Source organism: Sulfitobacter sp. UBA4523 (assembly GCF_002388305.1).
GTDB lineage: Bacteria > Pseudomonadota > Alphaproteobacteria > Rhodobacterales > Rhodobacteraceae > Sulfitobacter > Sulfitobacter pontiacus.
On sequence record NZ_DGMH01000050.1, the window covers coordinates 128,823 to 140,765 of the forward strand.

At 60.0% G+C, this 11,943-nt stretch carries 12 protein-coding genes and 2 pseudogenes; 9 read left to right on the forward strand and 5 right to left on the reverse strand.

What is annotated here, in order from left to right:
• A pseudogene (locus tag B3849_RS12050) lies at window positions 1-253 on the forward strand (ribonuclease D); the annotation flags it as partial.
• 36 nt (window positions 254-289) lie between these two features.
• On the opposite strand, the gene B3849_RS12055 reads toward B3849_RS12050, so the two are convergent.
• Window positions 290-811, reverse strand: coding sequence for a hypothetical protein (locus tag B3849_RS12055; RefSeq protein WP_037944349.1), 522 nt, complete (start codon window positions 809-811; stop codon window positions 290-292).
• A 120-nt stretch (window positions 812-931) separates the two neighbouring features.
• Here B3849_RS12055 and B3849_RS12060 point away from each other — a divergent pair, with 120 nt between their 5' ends.
• Window positions 932-1,342, forward strand: a complete 411-nt coding sequence (locus tag B3849_RS12060; RefSeq protein WP_286780218.1) for a SufE family protein — start codon at window positions 932-934, stop codon at window positions 1,340-1,342.
• 61 nt (window positions 1,343-1,403) lie between these two features.
• Here the strand turns inward: B3849_RS12060 and B3849_RS12065 are convergent, their stop codons facing one another.
• Together B3849_RS12065 and B3849_RS12070 are read right to left on the reverse strand one after the other, a co-directional pair.
• A complete protein-coding gene (locus tag B3849_RS12065) occupies window positions 1,404-2,057 on the reverse strand; it encodes a DUF1638 domain-containing protein (protein WP_414718046.1) in 654 nt (217 codons plus the stop codon).
• 50 nt (window positions 2,058-2,107) lie between these two features.
• Window positions 2,108-2,806 carry a corrinoid protein gene (locus B3849_RS12070; protein WP_005853706.1) on the reverse strand — a complete coding sequence of 233 codons (699 nt, stop codon included), beginning with the start codon at window positions 2,804-2,806 and terminating at the stop codon, window positions 2,108-2,110.
• 202 nt (window positions 2,807-3,008) lie between these two features.
• Here B3849_RS12070 and B3849_RS12075 point away from each other — a divergent pair, with 202 nt between their 5' ends.
• Window positions 3,009-4,094 carry a PA0069 family radical SAM protein gene (locus B3849_RS12075; protein ID WP_286780219.1) on the forward strand — a complete coding sequence of 362 codons (1,086 nt, stop codon included), beginning with the start codon at window positions 3,009-3,011 and terminating at the stop codon, window positions 4,092-4,094.
• Here B3849_RS12075 and bmt read toward each other — a convergent pair.
• Window positions 4,091-5,104 carry a betaine--homocysteine S-methyltransferase gene (gene bmt, locus B3849_RS12080; RefSeq protein WP_005853702.1) on the reverse strand — a complete coding sequence of 338 codons (1,014 nt, stop codon included), beginning with the start codon at window positions 5,102-5,104 and terminating at the stop codon, window positions 4,091-4,093. The two genes, B3849_RS12075 and bmt, sit on opposite strands and share 4 nt — an antisense overlap.
• Window positions 5,105-5,328: 224 nt before the next feature.
• Here bmt and purC point away from each other — a divergent pair, with 224 nt between their 5' ends.
• The 5 genes from purC to B3849_RS12105 are packed head-to-tail and all read left to right on the forward strand — an operon-like array spanning window position 5,329 to window position 10,176.
• The gene (gene purC, locus B3849_RS12085; protein ID WP_005853701.1) at window positions 5,329-6,090 is read left to right on the forward strand and encodes a phosphoribosylaminoimidazolesuccinocarboxamide synthase; all 762 of its coding nucleotides are present in this window, start codon (window positions 5,329-5,331) and stop codon (window positions 6,088-6,090) included.
• A gap of 51 nt (window positions 6,091-6,141) precedes the next feature.
• On the forward strand, window positions 6,142-6,372 hold the full coding sequence (purS, locus tag B3849_RS12090; protein WP_005853698.1) for a phosphoribosylformylglycinamidine synthase subunit PurS: 231 nt from the start codon (window positions 6,142-6,144) through the stop codon (window positions 6,370-6,372).
• Window positions 6,372-7,040, forward strand: a complete 669-nt coding sequence (purQ, locus tag B3849_RS12095; protein ID WP_005853697.1) for a phosphoribosylformylglycinamidine synthase subunit PurQ — start codon at window positions 6,372-6,374, stop codon at window positions 7,038-7,040. The genes purS and purQ overlap by 1 nt, the downstream gene beginning before the upstream one ends.
• A gap of 36 nt (window positions 7,041-7,076) precedes the next feature.
• The gene (locus tag B3849_RS12100) at window positions 7,077-8,837 is read left to right on the forward strand and encodes a sensor histidine kinase (RefSeq protein ID WP_037944346.1); all 1,761 of its coding nucleotides are present in this window, start codon (window positions 7,077-7,079) and stop codon (window positions 8,835-8,837) included.
• Between the two features lie 4 nt (window positions 8,838-8,841).
• Window positions 8,842-10,176, forward strand: a complete 1,335-nt coding sequence (locus B3849_RS12105; RefSeq protein ID WP_009824697.1) for a sigma-54-dependent transcriptional regulator — start codon at window positions 8,842-8,844, stop codon at window positions 10,174-10,176.
• A gap of 22 nt (window positions 10,177-10,198) precedes the next feature.
• Here B3849_RS12105 and B3849_RS12110 read toward each other — a convergent pair whose 3' ends face one another.
• Window positions 10,199-10,483, reverse strand: coding sequence for a hypothetical protein (locus tag B3849_RS12110; RefSeq protein ID WP_037944345.1), 285 nt, complete (start codon window positions 10,481-10,483; stop codon window positions 10,199-10,201).
• A 567-nt stretch (window positions 10,484-11,050) separates the two neighbouring features.
• On the opposite strand from B3849_RS12110, the pseudogene B3849_RS12115 reads away from it, so the two are divergent.
• Window positions 11,051-11,943, forward strand: a pseudogene (locus B3849_RS12115) (S1 RNA-binding domain-containing protein); the annotation flags it as partial.

Here is an 11,943-nt window from a genome sequence, read left to right on the forward strand (position 1 = left end):
CAAGCTTCAGGTCAATCCGGCGCTGTCCGATCTGCTGCGTGTCTTGCTGAAGGCCAAGTCCGAAAGCGCAGGGGTTGCGGCCAAGCTGATCGCCCCCGCTGCGGATCTTGACGGGATCGCCGCAGGGCTGCGTGATGTGGCCGCACTTAAAGGGTGGCGACGCGAGGTATTCGGGGAAGATGCGCTGCGACTGTGCAACGGCGAGATCGCTTTGACCGCGGTCGGGTCCGATCTGAAAGTGGTTGAGCTTTAACGCTCAACCCTTTGGTTTTTATTGATTTTTTTGGGTTCAGCGGCGCGATGTCATGGCGTTGCGCTGCCCTTCGACGCGAATGGTCGTCACCCCAGCCAGCGTCTGGTTGGTCAGCTTGCGGCCGGCCGTAACCTCGCGGGTGGGGGGCGTGCCGATGGCGGTCGCCTCGCTTGGTTCTACCCCTTCAAGACGGTAGGTCAGAACGCCGTCCACTGGCAGCTCGTCTTCGTTCGCGGGGGTCAGCTGCACCTCGTAAATGCCCTGACGATCTGCGCGACCGGTGGCGCGCACGACGGCACCGCCCGGTACTTCTTCGATCGTCAGATCAATGATCTGGTCGAAGGGGCGACCGGCATATACCACCTCTTTATTCCGCGAGGAGGAGAACAATCCGGTCCGCTGCGGGATCAAAGGGTTGGTCGAGGCTTCCTGACGGGTGATCGGTTCAGACCGCGCGGTCCCGAACCAGTTGAACGGGTTCACACGGCTGTCGCGCACGGTCGCGCAGCCTGTCAAAACAAGGGTCGATACCAAGATGGCTGAAAAGGTCTTGCGCATGGGGTCCGCCGTAGAAATTTCGGTAATATTTGACTAACCCATCCCAGACCCGTTGGGAAGGGGGTGGACCTTTGGCATCGTGCAACCTACCTGTTTGGCAAGCGAAAAGAGGGACGCACCGTGGCGACAGAGGCATTTGAAGAACTGGTCGAGGATTTCGAGTTTCTGGACGATTGGGAAGACCGCTATCGCCATGTGATCGATCTGGGCAAGGCGATGGAGCCGCTGACCGAAGAGCTGCGCGTGCCCGCAACCAAAGTAGATGGGTGCGCCAGTCAGGTCTGGTTGCACACGCAGTTCGAGGATGGCGTGCTCTATTTCGACGGGGCCAGCGATGCGATGATCGTTTCAGGTCTGATTGCCGTGCTTCAAAAACTGTATAACGGCGTACCCGCGGCCGAGGTCAGCGCCATCGATGCCCGTGCCGAGATGGGGCGCCTTGGGTTGAACGAACATCTGTCAGCGCAGCGGTCGAACGGGCTGACCGCGATGATCGAACGGATTCGCGGCGAGGCTGCACAGCAGGGTTGAACGCGCGCCTGCGGGCTGTGGCGACGGCTGTGCCAGTTGAGTTTACTTGGCAAAATGAAGATCAGAGCGCCTTGAGCGTGCGCGCCAGATCACCGTAGCCGGTAAAGCGCCGTTCAAAGGCAAGGCCGAGCCTATCGGCGCATGTTTTCGCCTTGTCGGTAAGCGCGGGATCATCTGTTTGCGCCTGATACACAAGCTTTTCATAGTTCCCGAAGTACATATCGCGCAGTTCGGGGTGCCGGTCGAGCCCCATGGGTTTTACAATGAAAGCGTCGAACTGGCGGACCAGAAAATCGGTGAGATAGAAGGTGGTAATCTCGTCCTCCGAGATCTTGGAAAAGCGGTCGTTGCCCTCAAAAAAGCTATAGCAATGCGGCCCGGCGACCATCTGCACGCCAAGTTTCTTACACTCCGCCTCTAGCAATCCGCCGGTGCCGCAGTCGGCGTAGACAACGAATATATCGTCGTATTTGTCGCGATGTTTCTTAACGGCTGCGCGGACTTCGTCGGTGATTTTTTCTGGGTAAAGATGTAGCTTGGCGGGCAGACAGGTCAGGTCCAGATGCGACCAGCCGTTCGCCTCTTTCAGGTCAAGAATTTCCCGCGCCAGCGCCCCGCAGGCGATCAGCAGAATGCGGCCCGTCTGCGGGGCGAGCGGCAGGCCTTTTTCTGTCAGATCACGGTCCGAGGGCGGCTTCATCTCACGCTCCGTCATGCAAAAGGCCCCTCCGGTAGGGAAGGGCCTTTATGTTCTAGATCAACTGCTTACGCCTTTGCGGCGTTGTGTTTCCGCCCGACCCATTCCTTGGCGGTTTCCACCGCGACGGCGGCATCGCGGCAATAGGCATCGGCACCGATGGCCTTGCCGAATTCTTCGTTCAACGGGGCCCCGCCGACCAGTACGATATAGTCATCACGGATGCCCTGTTCGACCATCGTGTCGATCACGACTTTCATATAGGGCATGGTCGTGGTCAGGAGAGCGGACATGCCAAGGATGTCCGGCCCTTCGGTTTCCATCGCTTCAAGATAGGCTTCGACCGAATTGTTGATGCCAAGATCGACAACCTCGAAGCCCGCGCCTTCCATCATCATCGACACAAGGTTCTTGCCGATGTCGTGGATGTCGCCCTTGACGGTGCCGATCACCATCTTGCCCACGCGCGGCGCGCCGGTTTCGGCCAGCAGCGGCTTTAGGATCGCCATGCCGCCTTTCATCGCGTTCGCAGCCAGAAGCACTTCGGGGACAAAGAGGATACCGTCGCGGAAGTCGGCCCCGACGATGGTCATGCCGCCAACAAGCGCCTTGGTCAGAATATCATAGGGTGCCCAATCGCGTTCGATCAGGATATTGACCCCTTCTTCGATCTCTTCGCGCAGACCGTCATAGAGATCATCAAACATCTGCTGAACAAGTTCTTCGTCGTCCAGATCGGCAAGGATAATTTCGTCTTCATCCGACATAGTCGTTCCTCATCGGTTAACTCACCCGCGCGGGCTTGTGCCTTTTTGTCACATACGCGCCGAAAGCTTCGTGCTTTTTGCGACAAACCCGGCACCGCGTGCGACGCTTTGGTTGTTGGGAAATTACGCTCAATCGTGCTGTAAAACAATGGCTTGGGCCAATATACTTGACCATGTTCCCAATTTGTTCCAAAAGATTTGAATGGATCAGGCACAGCGCAAATACAGACTGCCCGGACGGGGCACATCCAGCAACCGCCCGGGCCGGTTCGAGCCGCTGACCGTCAGCGCTGTGGCCGATGGATGGGCGGGCGATGATGACCCTTTGCCGGTCTTGCGCACCCAGGTGAGCGTTGAAATTCCACGCTCCGTGATCAGCTACAACCAGTCGCCGGACCTGCCGTTTGACCGGTCGATCAACCCGTATCGCGGGTGCGAACACGGCTGTGTCTATTGTTTCGCGCGGCCCAGCCATGCCTATCTGGGGTTGTCGCCGGGCCTGGATTTCGAGACGCGGTTGATCGCACGACCCGAGGCACCCGAGGTGTTGAAACGAGAATTGGCGGCGAAGAAATACCAGGTCGCCCCCATTGCGATTGGCACGAATACCGATCCCTATCAGCCGATCGAGAAAGAGCATCGGATCATGCGCGCGCTGCTTGAGGTGTTGTCAGATGCGAACCATCCCGTTGCCATTGTGACCAAGGGCAGTCTGATCGAGCGGGATATTGATATTCTGTCGGATATGGCGGCGCGCGGGCTGTGCCGTGTGGGCGTGTCGGTGACGACGCTGGATGCGACGCTTTCGCGGTTGATGGAGCCGCGGGTGCCTGCACCGAAACGCCGGTTGCGGGTGATCGAACGTTTGGCAGAGGCAGGCATTCCGGTGCGGGTGATGGCGTCCCCCATGGTGCCGGCGCTGACCGATCCCGAGCTTGAGGCGATTTTGGAAGCGGGGCGCGATGCGGGGGCCGTCGCGGCCAGCTGGATCATGCTGCGCTTGCCGCGCGAGGTATCGCCCTTGATGCAGGAATGGTTGGCGGCGCATTACCCTGACCGCGCGGGTCGCATCACGGCGCGGCTGCGCGAGATGCACGGAGGGAAGGAGTATGACGCAAATTGGCACCGACGGATGCGCGGCGAAGGCCCCTATGCCGAGATGATTGCGCAGCGGTTTACCTTGGCGGTCAAACGGTTGGGGCTGGATACGCTCCTGCCGCCGATGCGCTGCGATCTGTTCCGCCCGCCCAAACGGGCGAGCGCGCAGTTGGATCTGTTCGGGGATTAACCCCGGCGGCGGCCACGGCGTGGTGCGCGGGTGGGGCCTTCGCCATCGGTGCCATCGCTGGCCGAAGAGAACGGTCCAAGGGCCTCGACGATCTGTTCCAGCGTGGGGGCGTCGCCCTTGGGCCGGCTGTCGAGAGCGGCGCGCATATGCACCAGATGTTCCGGCATGGTGCCACAGCAGCCGCCGATGATCGACGCGCCGCAGTTGCGGGCCATCTCGGCGTAATCGGCCATCAGTTCGGGCGTGCCGTCATAGTGGATGTGGCCTTCGACGTATTTCGGAATGCCCGCGTTGCCTTTGGATACGATCGGCGTCGGCATGCCTTTGGAGGCGAACCCCAACACCGTGCGCAACACATCCGACGCGCCGGTGCCGCAGTTGGCCCCATAGGCCAGGGGGCCATAATCGAGGTCATGCACCATGTCGACCATCGCCTCGGATGTCATGCCCATCATGGTGCGGCCAGCTGTGTCAAAGCTCATCGTGCCGACCCAGTCGAGCCCTGCCAGCTTGAAGCCTTCGGCGGCGGCGCGGTATTCCTCGGGGGCGCTGATCGTCTCCAGCCAGCCCACATCGGCACCACCGGCTTTCAGCCCGTCCGCGGTTTCGTGGAACATCTCGACCGCCAGCGCGTGGGTGAGGGGGCCGACCGGCTCCATGATCTCGCCTGTGGGGCCGACGGAGCCTGCAACGATGACCTTGCGACCGGCCTTATCCGCGACTTCGCGCGCGAGCTCGGCGGACACGCGGCTGAGCTCATGGGCGCGTTTTTCGGCATTATGCAGTTTCAGGCGCGAGGCATTCGCGCCGAAGGAGTTGGTCAGGAAGATATCGCTGCCCGATTGCACCGCACCCTGATACAGCTTGATGATGTTTTGCGGCTGTTCGGTGTTCCACATCTCTGGCGCGTCACCGGACATCAGGCCCATGTTGAACAGGTTCGTGCCAGTGGCACCATCGGCCAGCAGCGTGCCTTTTTCAGCCAGAAGATCGGTGAGGGGGTTGGACATCAAAACGCTCCGCTAAATGGGTGATTTTGCCGTTTCCCACAACGCCCCTCATGACGCAACTTCATTATTCTCATGATCGTCATGAGCCGCTGCCATGGTTTCTGCGTGCATGACCGCCATGAGGGCAGGGCGCGCGCTTGCGTGGCAGGGGCGCTTGGACTATGTGACAGGCTAGAAATGGCTGATGGGTATTCCAACCGGCCTGTTGTCTGGAAGGGATGTGCATGGCCCGTCGCACGAAAATCTATGAAGGTACGGCGAAGATCCTGTATGAAGGACCGGAACCGGGGACCATTGTCCAGCACTTCAAAGACGACACAACCGCCTTTAACGCCGAGAAAAAAGCGGTGATTGAAGGCAAGGGCGTGCTGAACAACCGCCTGTCCGAATTCTTCATGACCGGCCTGAACAACATCGGCGTGCCCACACATTTCATCAAACGTCTGAACATGCGCGAACAGCTGATCCGTCAGGCAGAGATCATCCCGCTCGAGATCGTCGTGCGCAACTATGCGGCGGGGGATCTGTCCACGCGGCTTGGCATTGACGAGGGCATGCAACTGCCGCGCCCGATCGTGGAATATCACTTCAAGAACAACGACCTTGGCGATCCGCTGGTCACCGAGGAACATATCGCCGCCTTTGGCTGGGCCGGTCAGCAGGACATGGAAGACATCCTGAGCCTGTCGCTGCGGGTCAATGATTTCATGTCCGGCGTGATGATGGCCGTGGGCATCCGGCTGGTAGACTTCAAGCTTGAGGTGGGCCGGATCTACGAGGGCGATTTCCAGCGTCTGATCGTCGCCGACGAGATCAGCCCCGACAGCTGCCGTCTGTGGGATATCGAAACCGGCCAGAAGCTGGATAAGGATGTGTTCCGCCGCGATCTGGGGTCGCTGACGGATGCCTATACCGAAGTCGCCCGACGTTTGGGGGTCATGCCCAAGACGTCGACACCGATGATGAAACCGACGTTGATCAACTAGGCTGGCGTCGCAGATGAGTTTATTTTGCAAAATGAAGATAGGGGACGCGTCATGAAAGCACGGGTGCATGTGATGTTGAAAAACGGTGTTCTGGATCCGCAGGGCGAGGCCGTGCGCCACGCGCTTGGGGCCATGGGCTTTGAAGGCGTCAATGGCGTGCGTCAGGGCAAGGTGATCGAGCTGGACCTGAACGAGGGCGCAACCAAGGCCGACGTCGAGGCGATGTGTGAAAAGCTGCTCGCGAATACGGTGATCGAATCCTACACAGTGGAGATGAGCTGATGCACGCAGCGGTCATCGTTTTTCCCGGCTCTAACTGTGACCGCGATCTGGCGGTGGCATTCAAGGCGGTCGGTGCCAAAGTGTCGATGGTCTGGCACAAGGACACGAGCCTGCCCGAGGGCGTCGATATTGTGGGTGTGCCCGGCGGGTTTTCCTATGGCGACTATCTACGTTGCGGTGCCATTGCGGCGAATTCTCCGATCTGTCGCGAAGTGGCGGCCCATGCGGAGCGTGGCGGGTATGTCATGGGGATCTGCAACGGCTTTCAGGTGCTGACCGAAACCGGTCTGCTGCCCGGTGCACTGCTGCGCAATGCGGGGCTGAAATACATCTGTCGCACCGTGCCGCTGCGCGTGGCCACGGCGGACAGCGATTACACATCGGGCTACGAGGCCGGTGCGATGATCGACATCCCGATCGCACACCACGATGGCAATTATTTTGCCGATGGCGATACGATTGCTAAACTGCATGGCGAGGATCGTGTTGCCTTTACCTATGGCGATAACCCCAACGGGTCGCAGTCCGACATCGCGGGCATCCTTTCGTCGAACCGTCGTGTGCTGGGGATGATGCCACACCCCGAACGCGCCGCGGATGCGGGGCATGGGGGCACGGACGGGGCGGCGCTCTTCCGCGCATTGGCGGGGTCTCTGGTCACAGCGTGACTTGAGTGCACCGGTGAGGACGCGTAGATTGCCGCCATGTTTCGGTCTGCGTCCTCTAGTGAAGCCCCTTTATCTGTCAGCTGGCGCGTCCGGCTGGCGGTTGCTTTGCTTTTGGTCATTGCGGTGGCCACGATTTCGGTCACCAACAAGCTGCTGACCGATCGCTTTACCGAAAGCACACGTAACCGGGCCGAGCTTCGGATCGCGCTCTACAGCGGCAACCTGCTGGCCGAGCTGCGCCAGAACGCGATTGTGCCACAGCTTTTGTCGCGCGATCCCGCCTTGATCGAGGCGCTGACCCGATCTGATTATTCCCTGTCGACCCAGCGATTGATCTCTTTTGTAGAGGAGATCGGCGCGGCGTCCTTGATGCTTTATGATATCGATGGGCGCACGGTGGCAGCGACCGACCGCAACCGGTTGGGGGCCTCGCACCGGCAAGAGGCGTATTTTGTTGACGCGCTGCGATCGAATTCGACCGTGTTCAGCGTTATTCCCCGTGATACCGGCGGCTACCGGTTCTTCTATTCGCGCCGTATTCAGGAAGGCGGTACCAACCTTGGAGTGATCGCGGCCGAGGTGGATCTGCAACGGTTTGAACGGGCCTGGGCCGGTATCTCGGATGCGGTGATTGTCACCGACAGCACGGGTGACATCATCATGGCGACCGAACCGCGCTGGCGCGGTCTGACGGAAAGCGAGGCTCTGTCGAACCAGACCCCGCAAAGCGCCATCGAGCGCGCGATCAAGGCCACCGCCGATTGGACCGCATTGCCCGCCGATGCCTATCTGCAGGGCGAGGCGGTGATGCGTCTGTCGTCGAGGATACCGTTTCGGGGCTGGCGGATCACGAGTTACACCACCTATGCCTCGGTCCGCGAGAAGGTGAACGGGGTGCTTGCGCTTGAGGTGATGGGCTTTGCGATCCTGCTGGCGCTGACGTTTTATGCTCTCAGCCGTCGGACGGCGGGGCGCGCGGCGCTGTTTCAGCGTGAATCCGCCGAGCTGCGCGCGCTGAACGCCGCCCTTCAGCGCGAGGTGGCGGAACGCAAACGGGTGCAGCAGACTTTGGCCGTGGCCGAGCAGACGCTGGAACAATCCAGCAAGCTCGCCGCCTTGGGCGAAATGTCCGCCGCCGTCAGCCACGAGCTGAACCAGCCGCTGGCCGCGATGAAAACCTATCTGGCGGGCGCGCGTCTGTTGATGCAGCGCAACCGGCTGGAGGAAGCGCTGGCGTCATTCGGGCGCATCGACGATCTGATCGAACGCATGGGGGCCATCACGCGGCAGCTGAAAAGCTATGCACGCAAGGGCCAGCAGCAGTTTTCGCCCTTTGATATGGGGGAGGCGCTTGCCTCTGCCTTGTCAATGATGGAGCCGCAGCTACGTCAGCGTCAGGTGCAGATCAACCGTATCCTGCCCGCAGCGCCTGTTCAGGTGATGGGGGACCGCATGCGGATCGAACAAGTATTGGTCAATCTCTTGCGCAACGCATTGGATGCCACCAAATCGGAACGAAACCCGACGGTAGAGATTATACTATCAGCGGGTGAGACGGCGACGCTTACCGTGCGCGATAATGGCCCCGGGATCGAAGATCTCGATAGCCTGTTCGAGCCGTTTTACACGACCAAGCAGCCCGGCGATGGTGTCGGGTTGGGGCTTGCGATCTCGTCGGGTATTGTATCCGATCTGGGGGGCAGGCTGACAGCCCGCAACGGCCAACATGGCGGTGCGGTTTTTGAAATGCAGCTGCCCATTATGGACAGCACAGAGAAGACACAGGCGGCAGAGTAAACCAATGGCTCAGGCAATGAAAATCGCGATCGTTGATGATGAACAAGACATGCGTCAGTCGATCAGCCAGTGGCTGGCGCTTTCGGGCTATGACACAGAGACGTTCGGCAGCGCCGAGGATGCGTTGAAAACACTGGGGCCGGATTACCCCGGTATCGTGATCTCCGACATCAAGATGCCCGGCATGGGCGGCATGCAGTTCCTGAAAAAGCTGATGGGGACCGACAGCGCGCTGCCCGTGATCATGATCACCGGCCACGGCGATGTGCCCATGGCGGTCGAGGCGATGCGCGTCGGCGCGTTCGACTTCCTTGAAAAGCCCTTTAACCCCGACCGGATGAGCGAACTGGCCAAGAAGGCCACCAACGCGCGCCGTCTGGTCATGGACAACCGCGCCCTGCGTCGTGAACTGTCTGACGGCAGCCAGTTGATGAAAAAGCTCATCGGCGGCTCACCTGTGATGGAGCGGCTGCGCGAGGATATTCTGGATCTAGGTCAAGCCGACGGCCATGTGCTGATCGATGGTGAAACCGGTACGGGCAAGACACTGGTGGCGCACGCGCTGCATGCTGTGGGATCGCGCGCGGGCAAGAAGTTCGTGCTGGTCAGCTGCGGTGCGCTAGAGGAAGACGCATTGAGCAAGCGTTTGTTTGGTCCGATGATGCCTGAAGACGCCCAGCTTCCCGCGATCGAGGAGGCCCGCGGCGGTACCTTGGTGCTGGAAGGTGTTGAATCGCTCAGCGAGACGCTGCAAGCCCGTCTTCTGAGTGCGATCAACGACCAAGGCACGCCTGCGGAAACGCGGATCGTTGCGATTTCGAACCTGCAAGAAGCGGGGCGCACCTCCGAAGATGCGCTGCGTTCTGACCTTTTCTATCGTCTGGCCGCTCTGCGCATCACCGTGCCGCCGCTGCGCCAACGGGGCGAAGATATTCTGACGTTGTTCACACGTTTGTCCGAAGAATTCGCGGATGAATATGGCTGCGAGACTCCGCAGGTTTCCGCGCAAGAGGCCGCGCAACTGTTGCAAGCGCCCTGGCCCGGGAACGTGCGCCAATTGATCAATGTGGCAGAACGCGCTGTGTTGCAGTCGCGTCGCGGGTCCGGTTCTATCGCATCACTGCTGATGTCGGACCACGAAGAGATGCAGCCGGTGATGACCACCGACGGCAAGCCCTTGAAGGAATACGTCGAGGCCTTCGAGCGTATGCTGATCGACAATACCATGCGCCGGCACAAAGGGTCTATCGCCAGTGTGATGGAGGAGTTGTGCCTGCCGCGCCGGACGCTGAACGAGAAGATGGCGAAATACGGTTTGCAGCGCTCGGATTACCTCTGAGCGCCGCATTTTGAAGAAAGGCTCAGCCGAGCCGCGTCTCGATCAACTCGCGTGCTGCACCGGTCTCATCGGTGTAGCAGGTCCAAGACGGGCCGCCGGGGATATCGACAATATACTGGCCCGTCTCGACGATAGGGATGGTCGTGTTGAGCGTACCGCCCGATTTGCCGGTGTGTTTTTCCACGGCACGGATGCAACTGCGCTTGGACGGGCCCTCGGGGTCGCTGCCGCCGGTCGTGCTCATGTCTTCGCAGGCGGCAAGCGCCAGAAACGGCAGGCACAGGGCTGCGCGCAGGGAAATATGCATTCGTATCATCCTTATCTGTCTTATTTTTGTGCATCCCGTCACAGGGCTGCGGCACGGGCATAAACCCGCCGGCAAAGCTTTTCCCATAGCACCGACGCTTGTCAAGCAAGGCGGCGGGGGGCGTGATACCGCTATCGGCCCCCGTATCTGCAAAGCCGCTAAACGCGATTTCCCATTGTCATTTGGTGCCTTCTGCCGTTAATTGTAGGTAGGGCTGTTTGCCTCTTTGGATGGCAAGCCAGACCCCAGACAGTTTCGATGCCTCGGTTCCCCGGCATGTGGTGACCAGGCAGACCGATTAGGCCCTTAAAAAAGGCTCAAGAACCGCTGACGATTGCGCCGTGCCTTTGGCCGGACAACCGCAGTAAATTAATGGATATGGGGGCGCGGTACGCACCACTCATGTCGGAGAAGAACCGCGATGACGCGTGCAGACGCCAAGAGCAGACAGACAGGCGGCCTTTTGGGCCCTGTTTTAGCCGCGTCACCCATCGCCCTGACAAGACATACCCTGCCTCGCAGCGCCCCACCGGGGCTGCTGTTTGCGCAGCTGTGCAAAATGGATTTATGCCTAAGAAAATGCTTATCGATGCCACCCACGCTGAGGAAACTCGCGTTGTTGTGGTTGACGGAAACAAGGTCGAAGAATTTGACTTTGAATCAGAGAATAAACGCCAGCTAGCTGGCAATATCTACCTCGCGAAAGTCACGCGGGTCGAACCTTCGTTGCAGGCCGCGTTTGTGGATTATGGCGGCAACCGTCATGGTTTCCTCGCCTTTTCGGAAATTCACCCCGATTACTACCAGATCCCCGTCGCCGACCGTCTGGCGCTGATGGAGGAAGAGCGTGCCTATGCCGAAGCGCAGGCCGCCAAGGAAGACGAAGACGAAAAACCCAAACGCCGGACACGCTCGCGCAGCCGCAGCAAGTCCAAGGCCGAAGACACCGTGTCCGATGACGCGACCGTCAGCAAAGACGCCGATGCCACCGACAGCGATCAGATCAACGGCATGCAGACCGTCGATCTGGACGATGAAGAAGGCTCCTCTCCGATGGAGCGGGTTGCCGAAACGCCTATCGAAGAGCCAGACGGCGATGACAGCAAGGCAGAGGGTGACACGCCCAAGGCCGCCAAAGCAGATGCGAAAGACGCCGCAAAACCTGATGCCGATGATCAGGACGACAGCGACGACGCGGATGACAGCGACGATAGCCCCAAGGCTAAAGATGCGTCCTCCAAGGATGACAGCATCGAATCCGTGGCGGATGACGATGACCACGACGATCTGCGGACCGCGCGCAAGCCACGGCCCAAGCGCTATAAAATCCAGGAAGTCGTCAAGGTGCGTCAGATCCTGCTGGTGCAGGTCGTTAAAGAGGAACGTGGCAACAAAGGTGCCGCGCTGACAACCTATCTGTCGCTGGCCGGCCGCTATTGTGTGCTCATGCCCAACACCGC

Excerpts from the sequence above, each read along its gene's own strand:
- B3849_RS12055 (WP_037944349.1), bottom strand. The coding sequence starts at position 811 with ATGCGCAAGACCTTTTCAGCCATCTTGGTATCGACCCTTGTTTTGACA.
- B3849_RS12065 (WP_414718046.1), bottom strand. The coding sequence starts at position 2,057 with ATGACGGAGCGTGAGATGAAGCCGCCCTCGGACCGTGATCTGACAGAA.
- B3849_RS12070 (WP_005853706.1), bottom strand. The coding sequence starts at position 2,806 with ATGTCGGATGAAGACGAAATTATCCTTGCCGATCTGGACGACGAAGAA.
- B3849_RS12075 (WP_286780219.1), top strand. The coding sequence starts at position 3,009 with ATGGATCAGGCACAGCGCAAATACAGACTGCCCGGACGGGGCACATCC.
- bmt (WP_005853702.1), bottom strand. The coding sequence starts at position 5,104 with ATGTCCAACCCCCTCACCGATCTTCTGGCTGAAAAAGGCACGCTGCTG.
- purC (WP_005853701.1), top strand. The coding sequence starts at position 5,329 with ATGGCCCGTCGCACGAAAATCTATGAAGGTACGGCGAAGATCCTGTAT.
- purS (WP_005853698.1), top strand. The coding sequence starts at position 6,142 with ATGAAAGCACGGGTGCATGTGATGTTGAAAAACGGTGTTCTGGATCCG.
- purQ (WP_005853697.1), top strand. The coding sequence starts at position 6,372 with ATGCACGCAGCGGTCATCGTTTTTCCCGGCTCTAACTGTGACCGCGAT.
- B3849_RS12100 (WP_037944346.1), top strand. The coding sequence starts at position 7,077 with ATGTTTCGGTCTGCGTCCTCTAGTGAAGCCCCTTTATCTGTCAGCTGG.
- B3849_RS12105 (WP_009824697.1), top strand. The coding sequence starts at position 8,842 with ATGGCTCAGGCAATGAAAATCGCGATCGTTGATGATGAACAAGACATG.
- B3849_RS12110 (WP_037944345.1), bottom strand. The coding sequence starts at position 10,483 with ATGCATATTTCCCTGCGCGCAGCCCTGTGCCTGCCGTTTCTGGCGCTT.